This is a genomic window from Janthinobacterium sp. YR213 (assembly GCF_900099875.1).
In the GTDB taxonomy this organism is placed as follows: domain Bacteria; phylum Pseudomonadota; class Gammaproteobacteria; order Burkholderiales; family Burkholderiaceae_D; genus Janthinobacterium; species Janthinobacterium lividum.
On record NZ_FNDA01000004.1, the window covers coordinates 507,964 to 532,928 of the forward strand.

Sequence of the window (24,965 nt, forward strand, 5' to 3'; positions counted from 1 at the left end):
GTCTGGCAGGAGCTTTGATAGTATCCTCGTACTTGCTGGGTGGCCGGAGCGCCGCACATTCGAGGAAACCGGAATAAGCGATTGACAATGCACACTTTGAGCAAGGGCGGGGCGGGATCAGGCATCAGGATCTGGGCGGGTGGCTTGCTGCTGGCATTGGCGGTGGGCGGCGCCCTGTATGCGGGTGCGGCGCGCACGGTCAATGACGACGCCGAACAGCGTTTCGACAATCTCACGCATGGCGCCCAGCATAGCCTGGCCACGCGCGTAAAAAGCTATTCCGACCTGCTGCGCGGCCTCGAAGCCCTGTTCCGCACCAGCGAGCACCTGACGCGCCGCCAGTTCCACGATTACGTGGCCGGCCTCGATATCGCGCGCCAGTTCCCTGCCATCGAATCGGTCAATTACGCGGTGGCCGTCCCGTCGGCGCAGCGCGCCGCCTTCATCGAGGCTGTGCGCAAGGACACCAGCCTGGCGCCGCGCGGCTATCCCGCATTCACCATCCGACCGCCCGGCGAGCGGCCGGAATACGCGGTGCTCACTTACCTGGAACCCGACTCCCTGCTGGCCGAACGCATGGGCGTCGATATCGGCGCCAACCCGCTGGTGGCGCAGGCCCTGGCGCAGGCGCGCGACAGCGGCGAGGTCGGCGCGTCGGGCCAGGTGATCATGATCAAGGGACCGCCCGCGCACGTGGGCCTGGGCATGCGCCTGCCCGTGTACCGCAATGGCATGCCGCAAGGCAGCGTGGCCGAGCGCCGCGCCGCCTATCAGGGATCCGTCGGCATCGGCTTTGGCGTGGCGCAGCTGGTGCACAGCGCACTCGAACGCAGCGCCCTGGAACCGCTGCACCTGACCCTGTACAGCGCCGCCGAGGCGCCGCCTGCCGACGGCGTCTGGCGCATCACGCCGCAGGACCGCCTGCTGTTCAACGACGGTGGCGACCTGATGGCCCCGCCGCCGCAACCGGGCAGCGATGCCGACTATTTCGACCAGGTGCTGCCGGTGGCGTACCAGGGCGGCCTGTGGAAAGCCCATTTCCGCGTGCGCAAGGCGGAGCTGTACAGCCCCTTCGACCGCTATTTTCCATGGCTGGCGCTGGCCGTCGGCGTGGCCGGCACCCTGCTTATTTATGGCTATATCTTTACCTTGTACCGCTCGCGCCGCAACGCGGTGGCGCAGCGCACCCTGCTCGATACGGTGCTCGACAGCGTCGACGCCTACGTCTACATGAAGGATGCCGACCTGCGCTACCGCTACGTGAATGCGCGCACGGCGAAGATACTGGGCCGTTCGGCGGAGCAGCTGATCGGCCGCCAGGATGGAGAATTGATGCTCGGTGATGCGGCGGCATCCGCGCAGCGCACGGAGCGCCAGGTGTTCGACAGCGGCGCCAAGTTCGTCGGCGAGGAGCGCTTCGTCGATGCGCAAGGGCAGGTGCACCACCTGTGGAGCGTGAAGGTGCCGCTGGGCTTGCCCGGTCCCGTCACGGGCCTGATCGGTCTGTCCACCGACGTGACGGAGCTGCACCGGCTGAAGGAGCAGGCCGACGCGGCCAGCCAGGCCAAGAGCGACTTCCTGTCGAACATGAGCCATGAAATCCGCACGCCGATGAACAGCATCATCGGCATGGCGCACCTGGCGCTGAAATCGGTAGCCGACGCGCGCCAGCGCGACTATCTGCAGAAAATCTTCCATTCGGGCCAGCATTTGCTGGGCCTGATCAACGACATCCTCGATTTTTCCAAGATCGAGGCGGGCAAGCTGGAACTGGAAGTGCTGGATTTCCGTCTCGACACCCTGCTGGCGAACATCGCCAGCCAGCTCGGCGATGCGGCCGCCGTCAAGGGCCTGGCACTGCAGTTCGATATCGCGCCGGAACTGACGCAGCGCTGGCGTGGCGACCCGCTGCGCCTGGAGCAGGTCTTGCTGAACCTGGCCAGCAACGCCATCAAGTTTTCCGACAATGGCAGCATCTTCGTGCGCGTGCGCCAGTCCGAGGAGCGGGGCAGCCACAGCATGCTGCGCTTCGAAGTGCAGGACCGGGGCATCGGCATGAACCAGGAAGAGGTGGCGCAGCTGTTCCGCTCCTTCCACCAGGCGGACCCGTCGACCACGCGCAAGTATGGCGGCAGCGGCCTGGGACTGGTGATCAGCAAGCAGCTGGTGGAGCTCATGGGCGGCAAGGTGGGCGTGTACAGCCAGCCTGGCCTGGGCAGCACCTTCTGGTTCACGGCGCGCCTGGAGAAAAGCACGCAGGCCAGTGACGAGCGCATCGCCGAAGTGGAGCCGGAAGTGCTGGGAGTGATACGCGGCGCGTCCATCCTGCTGGTGGAAGATAACGTCTTCAGCCAGCAGGTAGGCTGCGAATTGCTGGAAGACGCCGGCGCCACGGTCTGCGTCGCCTGCAATGGTCGCGAGGCGCTGGAATTGCTGGCCCACCAGCGCTATGACTGCGTGCTGATGGACGTGCAGATGCCGGAAATGGACGGCTTCGAGGCGACGCGCCGCATCCGCGCCGATCCGCAGCTTGCCGGCCTGCTGGTGATCGCCATGACGGCCAATGCGGGCAGCGAAGACCGCGCCCGCTGCCTGGCGGCGGGCATGGACGAATTCGTGACCAAGCCGATCGCCCCGAATCTGCTGTTTCACCTGCTGGCGAAATGGTTCCGCCTGCGTGGAGGCATTGGCGGCATCGGCCATGCGCGCGCGGGCGAGAGGCCGGCGGCGGCGCCGAAAGCGCCGCCATCGGCCGCTTCGCCGGAATTGCGCGACACGGCCATCCTCGACCTGGCCACGCTGGCGCTCACGTTCAGCAATGACGCCGTGAAGATGCGCAAGTACACCCAGCTGTTTCTCGACACGGCGCGCGACGGCATCGCCGAAATGGAGCAGGCCATGGCGCTGGAAGACCTGGGGCGCCTCGCCGACCTGGGCCACCGCAGCAAATCGTCGGCGCTGGCCGTGGGCGCGCATGCCTTTGCGGGCCTGTGCACGTCGATCGAAGGCTTGCGCCTGGGCGGCGACCTGCAGCAGGCGCGCGCTTTGCTGACGGCGCTCGGACCGGCGCTGGCGCAGGTGGCAGAACAAATTTCAGTGGAATTTTCCGCCAGCGACGCCCCCTGACGCAAGCAGCGGCGATAATATGCCTTTGACGTCTCTGGCCACCCGGCCGGAGGCGCGGCAACCCATCGGATCAGCATGCATACTCCCGTTACGCCCGGCCTCCTCATCCTGCATGGCAACCAGCTGGAACAGCTGCGCGCCGCCGTCTTCCAGTGGCTGCGCCAGCATCCGCTGGCGCCCCTGGAAACGGATATCTTCCTGGTGCAGTCAAACGGCGTGGCCGAGTGGCTGAAGATCGCCCTGGCCGAGGAGATGGGCGTGTGCGCCGCCACGCGCATCGCGCTGCCGGCGCGCCTGCTATGGGAAAGCTACCGGGGGATGCTGGGGCGCGAAAGAGTCCCGCGCGTGTCGCCGTTCGACAAGTCCCCGCTGACGTGGCGTTTGATGCGTCTGTTGCCCTCGCTGCTGGCCGACCCCGTGTTTGCGCCGCTGCGCTACTTCCTTGCCGATGGCGACAGCGAGCGCCGGCTGCAGCTGGCCGAGCGGCTGGCCGACTTGTTCGACCAGTACCAGGTCTACCGCGCCGACTGGCTGGCCGATTGGGCGGCCGGGCGCGACCAGTTGCGCACGGCGCGCGCTGTATCCATCGCATTGAAGGAAGACCAGCGCTGGCAGGCGCAGTTGTGGCGCGCCGTGGCGGCCGACGTCGAGGCGTTCGAGCGCGACACGGGCCGCGCCGACATCCACGACGCCTTCCTGGCAGCGATCGCCGCCGGCGATGCGCCTGCCGGCAAGCTGCCGCGACGTGTCGTGCTGTTTGGCGTGTCGGCCTTGCCGTACCAGACCTTGCAGGCGCTGGCCGCGCTGGCGCGCCACACGCAGGTGGTGCTGGCCGTGCCCAATCCGTGCCAGTTTTACTGGGGCGACATCATCGACGGGCGCGACTTGCTGCGCGCGCAAAACAAGCGCCAGCGGCAGCGCAACGGCACCGACCTGGCGCAAATTCCGCTGGAAGAACTGCATGCGCACAGCCACCCGCTGCTGGCCAGCTGGGGCAGGCAAGGGCGCGATTTCATCCGCATGCTCGATGAATTCGACGAACACGCGCAAGCCGAGGGTCGCGACGACAGCCTGCGCATCGACCTGTTTGGCGAGGAAACGGGCGAGACCCTGCTGCAGCAGGTGCAGGTGGCCATCCGCGAACTGCGCCCGCTGGCCGAGCATGAGCAGGTGCCGCCCGAGCCAGGCGACCGCTCGATCGAATTCCACGTGGCGCACAGCGTGCAGCGCGAAGTGGAAGTGCTGCACGACCAGCTGCTGGCCATGTTCGCGCACAGCGCCCAGACGGGCTTGCGCCCGCGCGACGCGGTGGTGATGGTGCCCGACATCGACACTTTCACGGCTGCCATCCACGCCGTCTTCGGCCAGTACCGGCGCAATGACGAGCGCTTCATCCCGTTCGAGATCGGCGACGTGAAGGACCGCAGCGTCAACCCGCTGCTCGTCGCGCTCGAGTGGCTGCTGCAGCTGCCGCAGCAGCGCTGCCGCCAGAGCGAAGTGCGCGACTTGCTCGATGTGCCGGCGCTTGCCGCCCGCTTTGGCCTGCAGCCGGACGACCTGGCCACCCTGGGCGCGTGGATCGAAGGGGCCGGCGTGCGCTGGGGCCTGGACCAGGAACACCGCGCCGGCCTGGGGCTGGGCGCGGCCGGCGAGCAGAATGCGTGGATCTTCGGCGTGCGGCGCATGCTGCTCGGCTATGCCAGCGGCAGTGGCGCCAGCTTTGGCGGTATCGAGCCGTATGCGGAAGTGGGCGGCCTCGATGCGGCGCTGGCGGGGTCCTTGGCGCAGCTGGTCGAGGCGCTGCTGCACTGGCGCACCTTGCTTGCAGGCGCCTGCACGCCAGCGGAGTGGGGCGTGCAGGCGCGCGCGCTGCTGGCCGCCTTCTTTGATGCTGACGACGAGGGCGACCGTTTGACCCTGGCGCAGCTGGAAGGCGCATTGCAGGGCTGGCTGGAAACCTGCGAGCATGCGGGCTTTGTCGAACAGGTGCCGCTGTCCGTGCTGCGCGTGGCGTGGCTGGGCGCGTTGGACGAGCCGACCCTGAACCATCAATTCGTCTCCGGCGGCGTCACGTTTTGTACCCTGATGCCGATGCGCGCCGTGCCGTTCCGCGTCGTCTGCCTGCTGGGCATGAACGATGGCGATTTCCCGCGCCGCGCGCAGAAGGCCGATTTCGACCTGCTGGCGCTGCCCGGCATGGCGCGCCCGGGCGACCGCTCGCGCCGGGACGATGACCGCTATTTGATGCTCGAAGCCTTGCTGGCCGCGCGCGACAAGCTGTACGTGAGCTGGGTGGGGCGCAATGTGCGCGACAATTCCGAGCAGCCGCCGTCCGTGCTGGTGTCGCAGCTGCGCGACTACCTGGCCGCCGGCTGGTCGCTGGACCGGCACCTTGTATCGCTCACCACCGAGCACGCGCTGCAGCCGTTCAGCCGCCGCTATTTCGAGGCCGATGGCTTGCTGACTTACGCGCGCGAATGGCGCGTGGCGCATGCCGATGCGGATGCGCAGGCCGAGGAACTGGCGCTTGGCCCTTACGAGCTCGATCCCGGCACGCGGCTGAAACTGGGTGAGCTGGCCAGCTTTTTGCGCCAGCCCGTCAAATACTTTTTCCGCCGCCGCTTGAGCGTGTATTTCGCCGATGCGGCCATGCTGGGCGAGGATGAAGAGCCGTTCGGCCTGAATGCGCTCGAGCGCTATCTGCTGGAAGACACCATGCTGGACGACGGCGGCGCCGTCGAAGCGCTCGATGACGTGCGCGCCAGCCTGGAAGCGCGCGCGGAAAAGCTGGCGCGCGAAGGCGTGCTGCCCATCGGTCTGATCGGCCGGCAAGTGCAGGCGCAATTGGTCGAGGCGCTGGTGCCCGTGCGCAGCGCGTGGCTGTCCCTGCGCGCCTCGTTCCCGTACGCGGCCGAGAAGCGCGCCATCAATTTGCCGTTTGGCGAGCTGCAGATCGACGACTGGCTCGACAAATTGTGCAGCAACGGGCGGGACACGGCCTGGCTGATGCAGATTTCCTCGAAGGTGACGGACAAGGGCGGCCTGGCGCGCGGCGACAAGCTGATGCTGATGTGGCTGCGCCAGCTGGCCGCCGCTGCCCTCGGTTTCCCCGTCACCGGCTACCTGGTGGCGCGCGACGCCATCGTCAGCATGGCGCCGCTCGATCCGGCTACGTCGCGCGATGCGCTGGCCACCTTGCTGGCGCTGTGGCGCGAAGGCATGAACCATCCGCTGCCGACGGCCTGCAAGACGGGCCTCGCGCTGGTGCAGCAGGGCGACCCGCGCGCCGTCTACGACGGCGGCTTTGAAGTCTCCGGCGAGCGCGAAGAGCTGTGCCTGGCGCGCCTGTGGCCCGAGTTTTCCGCATTGGCCGCGGAAGAAGCCTGGGAAGACTGCACGCGTGAGCTGTATGGCCCGCTGGCCGACTGGCTGCAGGAACACATCACGATCGACCCTATCAGCGCGCCCGCAGACGGCGCGGGAGAAGAACCATGACGAGCCATCTGCTCAACCCCCTGGCGTTCCCGCTGCACGGCTCGCGCCTGATCGAAGCGTCGGCCGGCACGGGCAAGACCTGGACCATCGCCGCGCTGTACGTGCGGCTCGTGCTGGGGCATGGTGACGACGACAGCCGTTTTACGCGACCCTTGCTGCCGGCCGACATCCTCGTGATGACGTTTACCCGCGCCGCCACGCGCGAATTGTCGAACCGCGTGCGCGAGCGCCTGATCGAGGCGGCCGCCTATTTTCGCCACGAATTTGGCATTGAATCCGGCGGCAGCGACCCCTTTCTCGACGCCTTGCTCGAGTCCTATCCGGACGAGAGCGAACGGCAAAAGGCCGCGCACCGGCTGATGCTGGCCGCCGAGACGATGGATGAAGCGGCCATTTTCACCATCGACGCCTGGTGCCAGCGCATGCTGCGCGAGCACGCGTTCGACAGCGGCAGCCTGTTCGACGAAGAACTGGTCAGCGACGAGCAAGCCCTGTTCGAGGATGCGGCCCACGATTACTGGCGCCAGCAAGTCTATCCCTTGCCGCCGCAGGCGCTCGACGTGCTGCTGGCCTGCTGGCCCGACGTGGGGGCGCTGAAGAAGGGTGCGCGCGAGCTGGCGCGCCGCGCGGACATCATGGGCATGGCGGACGAGGAACCGTTGTCCGCGCTGATCGCGCGCGAACAGCGGGCGCTGGCCGCGCAGCTGGCCACCCTGAAGGCGGGCTGGGTCGAGCGCGTGGACCAGATGGCCGCCTGGATCAACGACCACCGCGCCGCCAATCCCAAGTGTTTTAACGGCGTCAAGATGAAGCCGGAGAACCTGGCGAAGTGGTTCGATGGCTTGCGCCGCTGGGCGCAAGACCCGCTGCTGCTGCAGCCGGCCATCACGGCCAAGGCGTGGGAGAGATTGACGCCGTTCGGCATCGAGGATGCGTTTGCCAAGAGTTTCACGGCGCAGGTGCCCGAGTGCTTCGAGCATACGGAAGGGCTGGGCATCGCGCTGTCGGGCCTCACGCCGCTGGCGCACAAGCTGCACCTGCATGCGGCGGCGGCCATCGCGCGGCGCATGGACCAGTTAAAACGCCAGTCGCGCCAGTTCGGCTTTGCCGACATGCTGCAGCGCCTGCACGACGCGCTGGCCGGTAAGAATGGCACGGCCCTGCGCCAGCGCATCATCGACCAGTATCCGCTGGCCATGGTCGATGAATTCCAGGATACGGCGCCCGCCCAGTACCAGATTTTCAATCTGCTGTACCGCATTGCCGACAACGACCCGGCCCTGGGCCTGTTCCTGATCGGCGACCCGAAACAGTCGATCTACGGCTTTCGCGGCGCCGACATTCAGAGCTACCTGGCGGCGCGGCGCGCGACGACGGGACGCCATTACCAGCTGGGCACCAACTACCGCTCGACGGCGCCCCTTGTGGCGGCCGTCAACCAGCTGTTCCTGCACGCCGAGCGCGCCGAAGTGCCGCTTGGTGCCTTCCGTTACCGGAAAAATGGCGAGAATCCGCTGCCGTTCGAAGCCGTCGATGCCAAGGGGCGCGCCGAATACCTGGTGAATGCCGGCGGCCCGCTGCCGGCGCTGCTGGCCGCCTGCGCCAGCGATGAAGGGCTGCGCGGCGACAGCTACCGCGAGTATTTCGCGCAGCACTGCGCCGAGCACGTCGTCGCCATGCTGGGCGACCCGCAGGCGGGCTTCGATGGCCCCGACGGTTTTACGCGCCTGCAGCCGGCCGACGTCGCCATCCTCGTGCGCGACCGCAAGGAAGCGGCCGCTATCCGCCGCGCGCTGGCGCGCCGCCGGGTCGCCAGCGTCTACCTGTCCGACAAGGATTCCGTCGTCGACAGCGAGGAAGCGCAAGACGTGCTGCGCTGGCTGGCGGCGCTGGCCAATCCCCTCGACGGGGGACTGGCGCGCGCCGCCTTTGCCACGCGCACCATCGGCCTGTCGCTGGGCGAGCTGGCGCGCCTCTCCAGCGATGAACTGGAATGGGAACGCAGGGTCGAGCAGTTGAAGGCCCTGCACCTGATCTGGCAGCGCCAGGGCGTGCTGGCCATGCTGCGCCGCTTCATCCACGAACTGCAATTGCCGGCCATGCTGCTGCAGCAGACGGGCGGCGAGCGGCGGCTGACGAATCTGCTGCACCTGGCTGAACTGCTGCAATCGGCCAGCCGCCAGCTCGATGGCGAGCAGGCGCTGATACGCTGGCTGGCCGAGCAGATCGCCGGCGAAGGCGAGGGCGGCGACGAGCGCGTGCTGCGCCTGGAAAGCGATGCGGAGCTGGTCAAGGTCATCACCGTGCACAAATCCAAGGGACTCGAATACCCGCTGGTCTATTTACCGTTTGCCGTCACGGCGCGCAAGGTGGATAAGCGCAACCGCAGCTTCTTCGACTATGCGGATGAAAAAGGTGAACGCCGCCTCGACCTGTCCTTGTCCGACGAGGCCATGGCGGCGGTCGAAGAGGCGCGCATCGAGGAAGACTTGCGCCTGCTGTACGTGGCGCTGACGCGCGCGCGCCACTTCCTGTGGCTGGGCGTGGCCGCCCAGGCGGCGCGCAAGGCGGGCGAGAATACCTTGCACGAATCGGCGCTCGGCTACCTGCTGACGGGCGGCGACAAGCTGCCGTTTGACCAGCTGCTGCTGCGCTGGCAGCAGGTGGCGGATGACTGCGACGCCATCTACGTGGCTTCTTTGGCGCAGCCCGATGCCTGCACGGTGCTGGACCGGGTCGAGCGGCGCCCCGAGCTGCGTCCCGCGCCCGTGTTCGTGGGCGAGTTCGAGCGCGACTGGTCGGTGGGCAGCTTTACGTCGCTGACGCGCCAGATCGGTGCCGTGGCGGCCGCGCACGTGCCGCAACGGGCGCTGGAGGAAACCCTGCTGGAAGATGGCACGGCTGTCGCCGTGACTTCGCCGATGCACATGGGCGACGCGCCATGGCACCGCTTCCCGCGCGGCTCCGTGCCCGGCAATTTCCTGCACGAGCAGCTCGAGTGGATGGGCAGCGAAGGTTTTGACAGCGTCCACGAGGCGCACTTTGACACGCGCCTGGCCGCGCGCTGCGAGCGGGCCGGCTGGGGCCATCGCCAGGAAGATGCCATCGCCTGGCTCAGGGAAATCGCCCTCACGCCGCTGCCGCTGCTCGATGCGTCGCTGTCGCAGCTCGATAGCACCCTGTCCGAGATGGAGTTCTGGTTCCCCAGCGAGCATCTGTCCACGGGGGCGCTCGACCAGCTGTGCACGCGCTTGCTGCTCGATGGCGCGCCGCGTCCCGTGCTGCCGCGGCGCCAGCTGCACGGCATGCTGAAAGGCTTTGCCGACCTGGTCATCGAACGGGATGGCCGCTACTGGGTGCTCGACTACAAGTCGAATGCGCTGGGCGCCAACGACGGTGCCTATCACACGCAGGCGCTGGCCGCCGGCATGGCGCAGCACCGCTACGATATCCAGGGCGCCATCTACATGCTGGCCCTGCACCGGTTGCTGAAAAGCCGGCTCGGTGATGCCTACGATGCGGCTGAGCACCTGGGTGGCGCCATTTTCCTGTTCTTGCGCGGCATCGCGAATGCGGATACGCATGGCTGCTACTGGCTGGCGCCGCAGCTGGAATTGCTGGACGGCCTCGATCAACTGTTAGAAGAAACGGAACACCATGCAGCATGACGCACAGATGAACGATTTGTTTGCCTATGTCGACGGCGTCGCCGAGGATGGCCATCTGCGCCGCCTGAGTGCCGCCTTTGCCCGCTTCATCGCCAGCCTGGACGAGAATGCGCCGCATGCGCCGGCCGTGGCCGTGGCGTGCGTGGTGCTGTCCGAGCTGGAAGGACGGGGGCACAGTTGTTTGATGCTGGCTGACCTGGCTGGCGAACCGTCGCAGTTGCTGGGCTGGAGCGAGGAGCTATGGCATGCCGTGCTGGCCGTCTCCGGTCCGCTGCCGGACAGCGTCGATGGCTGGCGCGCGCTGCTGGCCGGCGCGCCGCAGGTGTGGCAGGTCGGTGCGGCCGATGTGCGCCAGCCGCTGGTGCTCGATGGCGACCGTTTGTATCTGCGCCGTTACTGGCGCGACGAAAGCCTGGTGGGCGAGAAAATCGCCCTCCGCGCACAGGATTTGACTGATCCCCCGCTGGCGCAGGTGCGGCAATGGCTCGACATCCTGTTCGACCAGCCCGCGCAGGATGGTGGCCCGGACTGGCAAAAAGTGGCGTGCGCGATCGCCCTGCGCGGCAAGGTGGCCATCATCACGGGCGGGCCGGGGACGGGTAAGACGTACACGGTGGCGAGCCTTTTGACCCTGCTGTTTGCCGTCTCGCCGCAGCCGGAGCAGCTGCGCATCGCGCTGGCCGCGCCGACGGGCAAGGCGGCCGCTCGCCTGAAACAGTCGATCGACAAGGCGCTGGAAGGCTTGGCGGCGAAGGCGGGCGATGCCTTGCCCCTGCAGGAACTGGCGCGGCGCATGGGCGCGGCCCGCACCCTGCATAGTTTGCTGGGTGCGCGGCCCGATACGCGCGCCTTTGCCCATCACGCGGGCAATCCGCTCGACGTCGACGTGCTGATCGTCGATGAAGCGTCGATGGTGCACCTGGAGATGATGGCCAGCGTGCTCGATGCCTTGCCGTCCACGGCGATCCTGATACTGCTCGGCGACAAGGACCAACTGGCGTCCGTGGAAGCGGGCGCCGTGCTGGGCGACTTGTGCCACGACGCGCAGGCGGGCGGCTACACGGACGCCACCATCACGTACGCGCAGGCGGCCAGCGGCGTGGCCATACCCGCCGATTTTGCCGGTGCCGCCGGCGCGCTGGCGCAGCAGACGGTGATGCTGCGCCACAGCCACCGCTTCAGCGGTCCGATCGGCGAGCTGGCGCTGGCCGTGAATGGCGGCAGGCCCGATCTGGCCAAAGCGTGCTTCGCCGGCGACAGCGGCGGCCAGCTGGCGTGGAGCGTGCCGGCGCAGCAGGAAGACGTGCTGCGCCTGGCCTTGCGCGGACGCGCCGACGCACCGGGCGGCTACCAGCCTTACCTGGCGCTGGTGAATGCGGGCGGCGAAGGCTACGCGCAGCATGACGACTGGGTGCGCGCCGTGCTGCACAGTTTTGAATCGTTCCGCATCCTGTGCGCCGTGCGCGAAGGCGAGTGGGGCGTGGCGGGCCTGAACACGGCCATCGAACTGCGGCTGGAAAAGGATGGCTTGATACGCCGCAGCGAATGGTATGTGGGCCGTCCCGTGATGGTCACGCGCAACGACTACGGCACCGGCGTGTTCAATGGCGATATCGGCTTGACCTTGCGCGATCCTGCGCGGCCCGGCTCCCTGCGCGTGTATTTTTTGGAGGGCGAGAATGTGCGCAGCGTGCTGGCCACGCGCCTGCGCCACGTGGAGACGGCGTTCGCCATGACGGTGCATAAATCGCAGGGCTCGGAATTTCGCCACACGGTGCTGGTGCTGCCGCAGGAAGGCGGCGCCATGCTGGCGCGTGAACTGGTCTACACGGGCATCACGCGCGCGCGCGACTTCTTTACCCTCGTCTCGCCCACGCAGGCCGTGCTGTTCGACGCGATCCTGCGCCGCACGCAGCGGGCCAGCGGCTTGAGGGGGCTGATCCGCTGATAGGTTGACCGGGTTCGATAGGTTTCTGCACGGAAATATATGTGTTGTATTCCGAATATTGATGAAAATTGTTCCGATTTTTGTGTGAAAATGCTTCCGTAGAGAAAGCGGTGCAACAGCACTGTTTCACGCCATTAAAATCGAAACGAGGAGTCCATCATGTTGTCTTCCCTTCGCACGCGGCTGGTGCTCATTTGCGTGGCCATTGTCATACTGTCCATGCTGGCCTTGTCGGTTGCCAATTACGTGACCACGCGCAGCAGCATGCTGGCGTCGTCGGATCAGCAGATGCAGCAACTGCTGCAAAGCCAGTCGGCCGTGCTGGCGCAATGGGTCGATGGCAAGAAAAAGGTCATGGCATCCGTTGTCATGTCGGCCGAGACGCCCGATCCGCTGCGCGCCTTCCAGATCGCGGAAAAGGCCGGCGATTTTGCGGAAGTGTTCATCGGCTATGCGGACAAACGTTCCGTGTTTACCCATCCGGGCCGCCCGGCCGATTTCGATCCCACGGCGCGCGCCTGGTACACGGACACCGTCAAGGCGGGCGTGCCGATGCTGACGCCGCCATACGTGGACGCGGCCAGCCACAAGCTGGTGGTGTCGTTTACGGCGCCCGTCGGCCCGAAAGAGGCGCTGCTGGGCGTGGCGGGCGCGGACGTGCTGCTCGATACGGTGATCGCCAACGTGGTGGCGATCAAGCCGACGCCGCACAGCTTTGCCTTCCTCGTCGACCAGAGCGGCACCATCATCGCCCATGCGAACAAGGACCTGAGCCTGCAGCCGGTGGCGAAACTCGATGCGGCGCTGTCGGCCGCGCAGGTCAACCGGCTGGAAAGCACGCGCACGAGCGAGGCCGTGCGCCTCGATGAGCGCGACGGCATGCTGTACGTCACGCGCGTGGCGGGCACCGACTGGCTGCTGGCCGTGGTGCTGGACCAGCAGGAAGCCATGCAAGCCTTGCAGACGATGCTGACGACGGCCACCGTCACTGCCGCGCTGCTGACCGGGCTGGCGGCGCTGCTGCTGTCGCTGCTGGTCTTCAAAATGCTCAAGCGCCTGGAACTGGTGCGCGACGCGCTCGACGACATCGCTTCGGGCGAAGGCGATTTGACGCGCCGCCTCGACGCTTCCGGCGTGGATGAACTGGCGCAGATCGCCGGCGCCTTCAACCGCTTCATCGACAAGATCGCCGCCGTTCTCGTGAAAATCCGCACGGCCAGCGAATCGGTCAAGGTTTCCTCGTCGGAAATCGCCGCCGGCAACCAGGACCTGTCGTCGCGCACGGAACAGCAAGCCAGTTCGCTGGAAGAAACGGCCGCCTCGATGGAAGAGCTGACCAGCACGGTGAAGCAGAATGCGGACAATGCGCGCCAGGCCAACCAGATGGCGCAATCGGCGTCCGGCGTGGCCAGCAAGGGCGGGCAAGTGGTGGCGCAGGTGGTCGATACCATGGCCTCGATCAACGATTCGTCGAAGAAGATCGTCGACATCATCAGCGTCATCGACGGCATCGCCTTCCAGACGAATATCCTCGCGCTCAATGCGGCCGTGGAGGCGGCGCGCGCGGGAGAGCAGGGGCGGGGCTTTGCCGTGGTGGCGACGGAGGTGCGCAGCCTGGCGCAACGCTCCGCCGGCGCAGCGAAGGAAATCAAGCTGCTGATCGACGATTCGGTGGGCAAGGTCGATTCGGGAGCGCGCCTGGTCGACGAGGCTGGCGCGACGATGCAGGAAATCGTCGACAGCGTGCGCCGCGTAACCGACATCATGGGCGAGATCACGGCCGCCAGCGCCGAACAGAGCTCGGGCATCGAGCAGGTGAACCAGGCCATCGCGCAGATGGACCAGGTGACGCAGCAGAACGCGGCCCTGGTGGAGCAAGCGGCGGCTGCGGCGGAAAGCCTGCAAGACCAGGCCAGCACGCTGGCGCAGGTGGTGGGCGTGTTCAAGCTCGATGAGGGGCAGGCGCCGCCGCAGCAGCAACCCGTTCGGCCCGTGGTGCGCGCCGCGATGGCGCCGCGCCTCGCCAGCACTCCGGCAAGGACGGCGGCCGTCAAACCGGAGCGCAGCGAGGAGTGGGAGACTTTCTAAACTCTCAAGCGCACCGTGGCGCCAGGGTCGGCGCCATCTGCCTGGCCACCTCAAAAAAGGCGTTGGTGGCGGGCGTGTTCTGGCGCCGGTCGCGCACGGCCAGGCCCACCTTGCGGCTGACGGGCGGATTGAGCGGCAAGGCGACCAGTTCCGGATACTGCTCCCGCAGCCGCTGCGGCAGGGCCAGTTCGGCGACGATGGACAGGCCGTCGCCGCGGCTGACCATGTCGAGGATGGTGATCACCTGGCTGATGCGATAGGGCACGTTCGGCTGCAAGCCCGCGTTGGCGAACAGCGGTTCGATCAGGCAGGCGCATCCCGCCTCGGACATGATGAACGGCCCTTCGCACAGCTGCGCCAGGGTGATGGCGGTTTCGCTGGCCAGCGCATGGCTGCGCGGCACCAGCGCCATCATCTGGTCTTCCACCAGCGGCGCCGTATCGAAGCGCTCGTCGGGCAGCACGACGAAGCCGACATCGACCCTGCGTTCGCGTATCCACTGCACCACTTCATGGTCTGCCCCCTCGTCGATGCGCAGGTCGATGCCCGGATAGCGCAGGCGGAATTGCGCCGTGATGGCGGGCAGCAGATTCAAGGAAGACGTCGGGCCGAAGGAGCCGATGCGCAGGGTGCCCTGGCGCTGGCCCAGCACGTCGGCCGCTTCCTGGCGCATGGCCTCCGACAAGCCGAGGATTTCGCGCGCGCGCACGAGCAGCTGGCGGCCTATGTCCGTCAGTTCGGCCGACGCCTGGTGGCGCACGATCAGGTCCACGCCCATCTCCTTTTCCAGCGCCTTCAAGGCGTGCGAGACGGCCGACTGGCTGATGCCCAGCTGCGCGGCGGCGGCGGAAAAGCCGTGCAATTCGGCCACCAGGGTAAAAATTTCCAGTTGCGTGAAGGTCATGGTGTGGTTTTGTTGAGTTATGAGTATTTACTCATTATTTCATGAGTTGATATTAGTATTAATATATATGGACACCACCCGCCGCGCAAGCGGCCATACAGGATATTCCATGTCTTCTTCCGCCATACCATCAGCCGCCTTGCCTTCCGTGCAATCGCCGCTCGTCTACATCAAACTGATCTTTGTCGCCCTGTTCTGGGGCGGCACCTTCATCGCGGGGCGCGTGCTGGCGCAGCAGATGCCGCCCATGACGGCCGCCAGCGGGCGCTTCGGCGTGGCCGTGCTGTTGCTGGTCATGCTGGCATGGAAACTGGAAGGGGGCTTGCCGCGCCTGGACCGCAAGCAGCTGGCAACGACGGCCGCGCTGGGCCTGACGGGCATCTTTTTATACAACCTGTGCTTCCTGGCGGCCCTGTCGCGCATGCCGGCGGGGCGCACGGCCCTGTTCGTGGCCCTGAATCCTATCGTCACGGCGCTGGCCTCGGCCATGCTGTTCCGCGAACGGCTCGGTTCCTTCAAGTGGCTGGGCATCATGCTGGCGTTTTGCGGCACGGCCATCGTCATCACGCGCGGCGATCTCGCCGGCGTGCTGCACGGCACGGGTGGAGGCATCGGCATGGGCGAGGTGTTCATGTTTTGCGGCATTTCCAGCTGGGCCGCCTACACCCTGATCGGCCGGGTCGCGCTGAAGGGCTTGAGCCCGATTGCCGCCACCACGTATGCGTCGATGTGGGGCCTGGCCTTTTTGCTGGTGGGGGCGGCCGTGGAATTTCCGAGCGTGCCATGGCACAGCTTTGGCTGGCAAGTGTGGGCCGCCATCGGCTACCTGGGCGTGTTCGGCACGGTGATCGGCTTTGTCTGGTATTACGAGGGCGTGAAGGCGCTGGGCCCGTCGCGCACGGCCGTCTTCAACAACCTCGTGCCGGTGTTCGGCATCGTGCTGGCGGCGGCGTTGCTGGGCGAGCCCGTGCTCGTCTCGATGCTGGTGGGCGGCGCGGTGACGATTGCCGGCGTCATCATGACCAACCGGCAAGCGAAGTAATTATTTTGCGCGGCGGCGTTTGGAGGGTTTCGCCGGCGCTTTTTTATGCCGGCTGACCGAGGCGCGCATCACTTTCGGTTCTTCGATGCCGTTTTCGGCCGCCAGCATGCGGCGGATGTTGACGGCGTCCATGGCGCGCACGGAATTGGCGCGCGCGTTGAGCAGGATCATGGTGGCGAACTTGCCGGCCGACTTGATGCGCATGATCAGGCAGCGGCCCGCTTCATTCGTGTAGCCCGTTTTCGACAGGCCGATATCCCAGCCCTTGGCACCCACCAGGCGGTTCGTGTTGTGGTATTCCACGTCGCGGCCCTTGATCTGGATCACGTCCTTCGAATCCGTCGTGATGCGGCTGATTTCCGGGTAGCGCGAGGCGGCCACGGCCATCTTGACGAGGTCTGCTGCCGTCGACTGGTTGTTCGGCGACAAGCCCGTTGGCTCTTCGATCACGGTCTGGCGCATGCCCAGGGCCTTGATCTTGGCGTTGACGGCCACGGCAAATGCGGTGGGGCCGCCGGGGAAAGTGCGCGCCAGCGAGGCGGCGGCGCGGTTGTCGGACGACATCAGCGCCAGTTGCAGCACGTCATGACGGCTCAGTGTGGCGCCCACGGGCACGCGCGAAGTGCTGTGTTTCAAGGTGTCGACATCCTCGCGGTCGATGCTGATCTCTTCCTGCATATTCGCCTTGGAGTCGAGCACGACCATGGCCGTCATGAGTTTGGTCAGCGAGGCGATGGGCACCACCACGTTGGAATTTTTTTCAAGCAAGACTTTGCCTGTACCGTCTTCGACCACCAGTATCGACTGGGAACCGAAGGGCACGGCGATGGCCGCTGTCGAAAGCGTCATCAGCACCGCGGCGAACATTTTTTTGAGCATGGGATTGTATGTGGGAAAGCAGTTTTGGGGCGCCATCGTGGGCGCTGCGCGCAAATCCGGAAACGGGCAGCGTGGGGACGCGGCGTGTATCTCGGAGGCAATATTTGCCAAGCTTAAACAATACCATTAAAGATCAAGCGATGTCTACGGTACAGGCCCGCGACAAGCGGTGTTGCGGCCAATTTGGCAAATAAATGGGGCTAATCTTGCCGTAGTGAAAATTGTTACGCAATTATTGATTTCGCCTTGGAAACTTCGTATTATTTCAGCAATATTGGCAGCGAGGGTCCGGCAGGCGCCATGTACCTCGTCGTTGATGCCTGTCCCTTCGTGCTTCGTCGCCCCGCGCTATGCCCTGCCATGGTGGCGCCGTAGACTGCGTTCATGCCTGAATCACAGACCAAGGGGAGCGCATCGTGTTAAAAAAATATACGGATTGGTACCGCAGCATCGACGAAGAATCGCTGCTGGTACTGAAACATCCCGAGATGGCGGACCAGATCCAGGGAAGAGTGCGCCGTTACGTCGCCATGAAGCTGGTCAAGCTGACGCCGATCGAGCGCCAGCAATTGCACGATTTCCTGCTCAAGTACCGCGGCGCCGGTTTTTACATCGCCGCGTTCAAGCTGATGGTGCTGTTCAGCGCCATCGGCGTCACCCTGCACCTGCTGTTGCCGGCCCGGTTCGAATTGCTCAAGGCCCTGGTCTTCAGCAACGGCTTGGGTTTTGCGCTGGCGTGGGGCCTGGTGGGCGTCTGGTTCAATTACCGCAGTTCCGTGCGCTACAAGTTCAAGAAGCTTTTGTTGATCGTGTCGACCTGCGCGGCAGGGGTAGCGGCCGGCGTGCTGCTGGCCGGCTTGAGCGATACGGGTTCCATGGAAATGGCCTTCGAGCGCTTGCTGCGCGTGGGCGGCATCGCCTTGCTGGTGGCCGGGTTGTTTTATATGGTGCCGCTGGCGGTCGTGAGCACCTGGCGCAACCGCCAGTATGAAGCGCTGGCCCTGCAGCTGCAGCAGGATGCCGAGCGCGACCGCCTGGCGCGCGAACTGAGCGAATCGCAGCTGCGGCTGCTGCGCGCGCAGATCGAGCCGCATTTTCTGTTCAATACCCTGGGCGCCGTGCAGCAGCTGGCCGAGCAGGGAGCGCAAGGCGCCGGCCGGGCCGCGGCATTGACTGCCGACCTGATTGCCTTTTTGCGCGCCAGCATGGCGGAGATGCGCAGCGAGCAAGTGCCGCTGCAAAGCGAGTTCGACATGGTGGCCGCGTATTTGCGCGTGATGCAGGCGCGCATGGGCTCCCGCCTGCGCTATGCGCTGGACTTGCCGGCCGAATTTGCACACGCGACGATTCCCAGCATGATCTTGCTGACCTTGGCGGAAAATGCCATCAAGCACGGTATTGAACCATCCTTGCGCGGCGGCGAGATCAGCCTGTCGGCGCTGCGGGTGGACGGCATGCTGCGCTTGCGCGTGCAGGACACGGGCATGGGCTTGCCGGCAAGCGCTGCGGGCAGCGCGCCGGAAGGCGGCCTGGGCCTGGAAAACGTGCGCAGCCGGCTGTCGCTGTCCGATCCGTCCGCCAGCCTGACCCTGCGTGACGGCGACGAGGGCGGCGTGATCGCCGAGATATTGCTTCCCATTAAAATTGCATCCAGCCTGAAAGAATTTGCCGCATGAATGCCACCATCCTGATCGCCGAAGACGAACCCCTGATGCGCGAACGCCTGCAAACGATGCTGGCGCTGGCCTGGCCCGAGGCGCGCATCGTGCTGGTGGCGGAAAACGGCAACGATGCCTGGGACGGTTTCCTCGAGCATGAGCCGGACGTGGTCTTCCTCGACATCCGCATGCCGGGCCTGTCGGGCCTGGAAGTGGCCGAGCGCATCGGCACGCGGGCGCACGTGGTATTTGTCACCGCGTATGACCAGTATGCCGTCGATGCCTTCGACGCGGGCGCCGTCGATTATCTGTTGAAACCCGTGCAGGCCGAGCGGCTGCAGCGGGCGCTGGCCCGGCTGCGCGACAAGCTGGGCGCCCAGCCGGCCGACATGGCCCATTTGCTGCAGTCGCTGCGCGCGGCGCTGCCGGCCGCGCCGCGCGAAAAACTGAAATGGATCAGGGCCAGCGTGGGCAAGCAGATCCGCCTGATCGACATTGACGACGTGCTGTTCTTCCAGGCCGACACCAAGTACACGCGCGTGGTGCTGGCCGGCTCGGAAGCGCTGGTGCGCACGCCGTTGAAGGATTTATTGGGCGGCCTCGATCCGGAACAGTTCTGGCAAATCCACCGCGGCACCATGGTCAACGTGAAAGCCATCGAGGCGGCCGAACGCATCGACGCCGAGCGCATGCAAGTGCTGCTGCGCGGCAGCACGGAAAAGCTGCCCGTCAGCCGCACGTTTACGTATTTGTTCAGAGATTGATATGATGGCAATGTTTTTAATCTGCCACTGAAATGGACATCTCATGACAATCTTGCGCCGCTGGTTCTCCGCCATCCTTCTTTCCTTGTTCGCTTGCACTGCCGCCACGGCAGCGCAGAAGGAGGAAAAGGTGGTGTACCACGTCAATGACGCCAGCAATGCCACGGCTGCGCTGAAAAATATCCGCAATCACCTGGACGCCAGTCCCCAAGCCACCATCGTGCTCGTCGCGCATGGCCCCGGCATCGATTTCCTGCTCGATGGCGCCGTCGACAAGAATGGCACTCCGTATGACGCAGTGGTGCGCGAGCTGGCCAAGCGCGGCGTGAGCTTTCGTGTCTGCAATAACACCTTGCAAGGACGCAACATCGACCGCCAGCGCGTGCTGCCCGACGCCGTCATCGTGCCCTCGGGCGTGGCCGAGCTGAGCCGCTTGCAGTGGCAGGAAGGGTATGCGTATATCAAGCCCTGACGCACGCGCCGCTGCCGGATGGCAAGGGGCGCGGCGTTAGCGGGTGGGTAACCCTTACTGGATCTTGGCGATCGACACTTCCGTCGATTTCACCAGCGCGATGACTTCGCTGCCCACTTTCAAGTCCAGGTCCTTGATCGAGCGCGAGGTGATGACCGAGGTGACGATGCCGTGCGGCGTTTCCACATCCACTTCCGAGACCACGGGCCCAAAGATGATTTCCTTGATCTTGCCGCGAAACTGGTTGCGTACATTCACTTCCGAGATAGCCATGATATTTCCTTTGAGCCCGTAATACGCCATGCGGCGCGACAAGGCCAGAGTACGGCGCGCGCACGCTTTTGACCACGAATCGATGCGCATATCGATATGCGCAAAGTGTGCGCCAGCGCTGCTGCAAGCATATTATTCGCCTATACTCAAGCATCTACCGGAGGTGTGCCATGCGTCCATTCCTGCTGTCGCTCTTGCTGTTGCCCCTGCTGTTGTCCACCTCGGCCGTGCTGGCGCAACCCATTGCCGCCCTGCAACCGATGGCTTTCCTGGCCGGGCATTGCTGGAAGGGCGAGTTCCCTGGCGGGAAGCAGACGGATGAGCACTGTTTCCAGTGGCTGTATGGCGGCCAGATGCTGCGCGACGTGCACACGGTGCGCAGCCCCGGCAAGCCCGACTACGTGGGCGAAACCACGTATTACCACGATCCCGCCGCAGGCAAGGTAGCCTTCCTGTATGTGGAGAATAGCGGCGGCCATAGCCGCGGCACGATGCTGCCGGCGGACGGCGGCCTCGACTTTCCCGCCACGCAATACGTGGGCGCGAATGGCAAGACGCTGACCTATCGCGTGCGCTGGACGCCCTCGGGCGATGCCTATGAGGCGGCCAGCGAGATGCTGGTGGACGGGCGCTGGGCGCCGCAATTCAAGCTGGTGCTGAAGAGGCAGTGATGTATGGCGACATAAAAAAAACCGGGACATGTCCCGTTTTTTTTTGATGCGGCGAAGATTACTTCTGATAAATCTTGTCGAACTCGCCACCATCGTCAAAGTGTTTCTTTTGTGCCTGTTTCCAGCCGCCAAAGACGTCGTCGATGGTGAACAGGGTGATCGGCTTGAAGCTGGCCGCGTATTTCTTGGCGACGGCCGCCGAACGGGGGCGCAGGTAGTGCTTGGCGACCAGTTCCTGGCCTGGTTCCGAGTACAGGTATTGCAGGTAGGCCGTGGCTTCCTTGCGGATGCCGCGGCGGTCGACGACCTTGTCGACGACGGCCACCGGCGACTCGGCCAGGATGGAGATGCTTGGATACACCACTTCGAAGTTGTCGCCGAATTCGGCGCGCACCAGTTGCACTTCATTTTCAAACGTCACCAGCACATCGCCGATTTCGCGCTGCGTGAAGGTGGTGGTGGCGCCGCGGCCGCCGCCGTCCAGCACGGGCACGTTCTTGAACAGTTTGGTGACGAGGTCGCGCGCCTGCGCTTCGCTGCCGCCTTTTTTCACGGCATAGCCCCAGGCCGCCAGGTAGGTGTAGCGGCCATTGCCCGAGGTTTTCGGATTCGGCACGATGACCTTGATGCCGGGCTTGGCCAGGTCGTCCCAATCCTTGATGTGTTTCGGGTTGCCTTTGCGCACCAGGTACACCATGGTCGAGTAGAACGGCGCCGCATTGTTCGGGAATTTCTTGGCCCAGTCGGCCACCACGAGACCGCGGTCGACGAGGATGTCGATGTCATTGGCCTGGTTCATGGTCACGACGGATGCTTCCAGGCCATCGGCGACGGAGCGCGCCTGCTTGCTGGAGCCGCCGTGCGATTGCTTGATGGTGATGGTTTCGCCCGTTTTGGCTTTCCAATCAGCAATAAATGCGGGATTCACGTCCTTGAACAATTCGCGCATCACGTCGTAGGACGCGTTCAGCAAGACCACCGGTTCGGCGGCGCTGGCGGCCATCGGCAGGCTCATGGCGGCGGCGGAAGCGGCCAGGGTGCTGGCCAGGAACCAGCGGCGCGAGCGTTGGGTGAGCGTTGCTGCGGCAGTCGTTACGGCGTTGGAATGGGTCATGTTGAACTCTTGTTGTGAGAATAGATAGACATAGTCTAAAATTCCGGCCGGAAAAGAAACGAATTTTTCGTAATATGCTTAGACTTGATTCCCGTTTGCGCTAAAAAACATATATCGATTTCTGGAAACATTCGTGGGCAAGATGCGCATCAGCACTTAGTCTGCAGGCATAGCGCCATAGGCAAAACTGGCCCGTGGCGTGCGGCAAAAAACCCGAAAGCGCCGCTTGGTGTATAGTCGAATCGCACGATACAGGGGGAAAACCGTCTGCATCGGCAACTGGAATATTTTGTGAGCGTACATGAGTCTTGAAATTCGTATTGCAACATCGACCGACGCTTTCGAGGCGTGCAACGTATTACGACGCTCCATCGTCGAATGCTGCAGCCTCGATCACCGGGACGATCCGGCCATCCTGGAAGCCTGGCTGGGCAATAAAACACCGCAGATGGTGGCGTGCTGGTTTGCGTCGCCGACTAATTTTTCGCTGGTCGCAGTCGAGGCGGGCGCCGTTGTCGGCGTCGGCTTGCTGACGCGCGCCGGCAAGCTGGCCCTGTGCTACCTGCTGCCCGAGGCGCAAGGCCGCGGCGCCGGCAAGGCGCTGGTGGAGCAGCTGGAAGCGCAGGCGCGCGAGTGGGGCATCAAGGCCTTGCAACTGCACAGCACGGCCAGCAGCCAGGCCTTTTTCGTCAAGCAGGGTTATGTCGAGGCGGGCAATGTGCGTTCGCCATATGGCGTGGAAACGATTTTTTGCTGGAAACAGATTGATCCCACGGGCATCGCTAGCGGCGATCCCAAGCGCAAGCGCTTTTGCAACTGCAATTCGGCCTGACGCCCCGTCAGTCCCTTAGCCCGCCCATCCGGCGGCGGGCCATTTCTTCCCGTTCAATAATTCCCTCAGTAACTGATCTGGATATACACGCCTTGTGGCGCGGCATCATCCGCCGGCAGCAAGGTGCCGCCCGTAAACAGTTTCAGTTCGCCGGGAGCGAACGCCAGCCAATCCTCGTTTTGCGTCAGCGGATGCGTGGCGATGACGGCGATCCTGTCGTCCAGGTGGTTGTGCTGGCGAAAGTCGATGCTGCGCTCGCAGTCGATCAGTTGCGCCACGGAAAACGGGTATTCGCGTATCACATAGTGCAAGTGCGTGGAACAGTGGGCAAACAGCAGTTCGCCGTCCGACAGGATGAAATTGAAGGTGCCGTGCGCCGCAATGTCCTTGGCGACCTCGGCGATGGCGGCGCGCAAGTCGGCGCGCGTGGGTTCACCGAGGGGAAACTGCGCGCGCAAGGTGGCCAGCAGGTGGCAGAAGGCTTGTTCGCTGTCCGTGTCGCCGCTGGCGCGGTAGTGCGCATTGGCGGGCGCACGCCACGTTTTCAAGTCCCCATTGTGGGCGAAGGACCAGGTCTTGCCCCACAGGTCGCGGGCGAACGGGTGGGTATTTTCCTGGGCGATGCGGCCTTGCGTGGCCTTGCGGATGTGCGCGACGATGTTTTTCGCCTTCACGGGATGTTGCTGCACCTGGGCCGCCAGCGGCGAATCGATGGCCGCCAGGTGATCCGTCAGCAGGGTGCAGCCGCTGCTGGAATGATAGGCGATGCCCCAGCCGTCGCGGTGCTCGTCCGTGCGTCCGCCCCGCTCGGCAAAGCCGGCAAAGGAAAATCCCAGCGCCGCAGGCTTGCTGCTGTTCATTGCGAGTAACTGGCACATGGCGGCCCTTCCTGATGGTATCGGTACATGCCCACAGTAAAGGCTGGACCAGGGGGCGGGAAGGAATGTTTCCGACTATCGTTATGCGCTGTCCGTTGTTGCGCCCATATTTGCTGGGTGCATATCAAAGGGCGAAACCATTCGTTCTCCTTTGGTTTGCGCTGCCTTACTCTGCACACTTTGGCGCCGTCTTCCCCATGAGGGCAGCTGGCGCAGCCTTACGAAGGAGCACGTATGCCATTTCCTGTCCTGAAAAATTACCTGGCCCGCCTGTCGCATCAAACCCAGGCCGGCACCAGCGTCTGGCTCGACGGGGAGGGCCGGGCGCTGGGGCGCTTTTTCAATTGCACCATGACCAGCGCCTTCCAGCCGCTGCGCGAACTGGAAAGCGGCAAGCTGGTGGCGTTCGAAGGATTGGCGCGCAGCGTGTCGAAGGCGGACGAGGGCTTGTCGCTGTGGCGCTTGCTCGATCACGCGGCCAGCGACGATGAATCCGTGGAACTGGACCGGCTGTGCCGCATGCTGCATGCCATTAATTTTTTCCGGCAGGCGGAAGCGGAGCAGGCCGACCTGTACCTGAATGTGCATGACCGCCTGCTGAGCGCCGTCAGCAGCAATCACGGCCACGCTTTCCAGCGCATCCTCGACGCGCTGGGCTTGCCCATCGAGCGCATCGTGCTGCAATTGCCGACGGTCACGCCGAACCAGGGCTGGCTGCTCAACTACGTGGCTGACAATTACCGCCGCAACGGTTTCCGCCTGGCCATCAACGTGGCCAACGTGCATGAGGCAACGGGCATGCTGGAGCGCCTGCACCCGCATGCGTTCAAGCTCGACGCGGGCAACCTCAGCGACGAGCAAGCCGTCGCCAGCTTCGTCACTGTGTGCCATGCGGCGAAAATCCGCGTCATTTTCAAGCGCCTCGACACGCCGGCCGCGCTGGCCGCGCTGCAGCGCGTCGCCGCCATCACGGGCTTGCCCATCGTGGCCCAGGGTTATCTGCTCGACAAGCCATTGACGGCGCTGGCGCAGGCGAAAGGCGCCGGCGTCTCCGTCGCGGCTGCCGCCTGACGCAAAATGCCTTGAAATGAGGGTGACACGATAGGCATTGAGGGTTTTTCTTCGCGGCACAATACGCTATAGTATTCCCATC

General features: G+C 64.8%; 17 protein-coding genes. 12 read left to right on the plus strand and 5 right to left on the minus strand.

The features are described from left to right. Positions 1-87 precede the first annotated feature (87 nt). The 5 genes from BLT98_RS19980 (at position 88) to BLT98_RS20000 (ending at position 14,325) form a co-directional block, all read left to right on the plus strand. On the plus strand, positions 88-3,126 hold the full coding sequence (locus tag BLT98_RS19980) for a CHASE domain-containing protein (RefSeq protein ID WP_092610786.1): 3,039 nt from the start codon (positions 88-90) through the stop codon (positions 3,124-3,126). Between the two features lie 75 nt (positions 3,127-3,201). Beyond that, a complete protein-coding gene (recC, locus tag BLT98_RS19985) occupies positions 3,202-6,621 on the plus strand; it encodes an exodeoxyribonuclease V subunit gamma (RefSeq protein ID WP_092610789.1) in 3,420 nt (1,139 codons plus the stop codon). Then, positions 6,618-10,289: an exodeoxyribonuclease V subunit beta gene (gene recB / locus BLT98_RS19990; RefSeq protein WP_092610792.1), complete on the plus strand. Its 3,672-nt coding sequence runs from the start codon at positions 6,618-6,620 to the stop codon at positions 10,287-10,289. Before recC ends, recB begins: the two co-directional genes overlap by 4 nt. After that, positions 10,279-12,237 (plus strand): exodeoxyribonuclease V subunit alpha, encoded by a 1,959-nt coding sequence (gene recD, locus BLT98_RS19995; protein ID WP_092610795.1) that lies wholly within the window; start codon positions 10,279-10,281, stop codon positions 12,235-12,237. The genes recB and recD overlap by 11 nt, the downstream gene beginning before the upstream one ends. Positions 12,238-12,396: 159 nt before the next feature. Then, the gene (locus BLT98_RS20000; protein WP_092610798.1) at positions 12,397-14,325 is read left to right on the plus strand and encodes a methyl-accepting chemotaxis protein; all 1,929 of its coding nucleotides are present in this window, start codon (positions 12,397-12,399) and stop codon (positions 14,323-14,325) included. A 4-nt stretch (positions 14,326-14,329) separates the two neighbouring features. On the opposite strand, the gene BLT98_RS20005 is transcribed toward BLT98_RS20000, so the two are convergent. Beyond that, complete coding sequence (locus BLT98_RS20005) at positions 14,330-15,229, minus strand: LysR family transcriptional regulator (RefSeq protein WP_092610801.1); 900 nt, start codon at positions 15,227-15,229, stop codon at positions 14,330-14,332. Between the two features lie 109 nt (positions 15,230-15,338). Between BLT98_RS20005 and BLT98_RS20010 the strand changes: the two genes are divergently transcribed. Beyond that, complete coding sequence (locus BLT98_RS20010) at positions 15,339-16,271, plus strand: DMT family transporter (RefSeq protein WP_092610804.1); 933 nt, start codon at positions 15,339-15,341, stop codon at positions 16,269-16,271. Here the strand turns inward: BLT98_RS20010 and BLT98_RS20015 are convergent, their stop codons facing one another. Next, positions 16,272-17,150: a serine hydrolase gene (locus BLT98_RS20015; RefSeq protein ID WP_035826880.1), complete on the minus strand. Its 879-nt coding sequence runs from the start codon at positions 17,148-17,150 to the stop codon at positions 16,272-16,274. It lies immediately after the preceding gene. A gap of 416 nt (positions 17,151-17,566) precedes the next feature. Between BLT98_RS20015 and BLT98_RS20020 the strand changes: the two genes are divergently transcribed. The 3 genes from BLT98_RS20020 to BLT98_RS20030 are packed head-to-tail and all read left to right on the plus strand — an operon-like array spanning position 17,567 to position 20,044. Continuing rightward, on the plus strand, positions 17,567-18,826 hold the full coding sequence (locus BLT98_RS20020; protein ID WP_092610807.1) for a sensor histidine kinase: 1,260 nt from the start codon (positions 17,567-17,569) through the stop codon (positions 18,824-18,826). Beyond that, complete coding sequence (locus tag BLT98_RS20025) at positions 18,823-19,572, plus strand: LytR/AlgR family response regulator transcription factor (protein WP_092610810.1); 750 nt, start codon at positions 18,823-18,825, stop codon at positions 19,570-19,572. The genes BLT98_RS20020 and BLT98_RS20025 overlap by 4 nt, the downstream gene beginning before the upstream one ends. A gap of 43 nt (positions 19,573-19,615) precedes the next feature. Continuing rightward, positions 19,616-20,044, plus strand: a complete 429-nt coding sequence (locus BLT98_RS20030; RefSeq protein ID WP_092610813.1) for a DsrE family protein — start codon at positions 19,616-19,618, stop codon at positions 20,042-20,044. A 54-nt stretch (positions 20,045-20,098) separates the two neighbouring features. Here the strand turns inward: BLT98_RS20030 and BLT98_RS20035 are convergent, their stop codons facing one another. Then, a complete protein-coding gene (locus BLT98_RS20035) occupies positions 20,099-20,317 on the minus strand; it encodes a TOBE domain-containing protein (RefSeq protein WP_034757699.1) in 219 nt (72 codons plus the stop codon). 170 nt (positions 20,318-20,487) lie between these two features. Between BLT98_RS20035 and BLT98_RS20040 the strand changes: the two genes are divergently transcribed. Then, positions 20,488-20,988, plus strand: a complete 501-nt coding sequence (locus tag BLT98_RS20040; RefSeq protein WP_092610815.1) for a hypothetical protein — start codon at positions 20,488-20,490, stop codon at positions 20,986-20,988. A gap of 58 nt (positions 20,989-21,046) precedes the next feature. Here BLT98_RS20040 and BLT98_RS20045 read toward each other — a convergent pair whose 3' ends face one another. Further along, positions 21,047-22,102, minus strand: a complete 1,056-nt coding sequence (locus tag BLT98_RS20045) for a sulfate ABC transporter substrate-binding protein (protein ID WP_092610818.1) — start codon at positions 22,100-22,102, stop codon at positions 21,047-21,049. Between the two features lie 301 nt (positions 22,103-22,403). Between BLT98_RS20045 and BLT98_RS20050 the strand changes: the two genes are divergently transcribed. Next, on the plus strand, positions 22,404-22,934 hold the full coding sequence (locus BLT98_RS20050) for a GNAT family N-acetyltransferase (RefSeq protein WP_070253641.1): 531 nt from the start codon (positions 22,404-22,406) through the stop codon (positions 22,932-22,934). Positions 22,935-22,999: 65 nt separating this feature from the next. On the opposite strand, the gene BLT98_RS20055 is transcribed toward BLT98_RS20050, so the two are convergent. Then, positions 23,000-23,812: a class II glutamine amidotransferase gene (locus BLT98_RS20055; RefSeq protein WP_092610821.1), complete on the minus strand. Its 813-nt coding sequence runs from the start codon at positions 23,810-23,812 to the stop codon at positions 23,000-23,002. A 234-nt stretch (positions 23,813-24,046) separates the two neighbouring features. On the opposite strand from BLT98_RS20055, the gene BLT98_RS20060 reads away from it, so the two are divergent. Then, entirely contained in the window at positions 24,047-24,883 is an 837-nt protein-coding gene (locus tag BLT98_RS20060; protein ID WP_092610824.1) for an EAL domain-containing protein, read from the plus strand. Positions 24,884-24,965 lie beyond the last annotated feature (82 nt).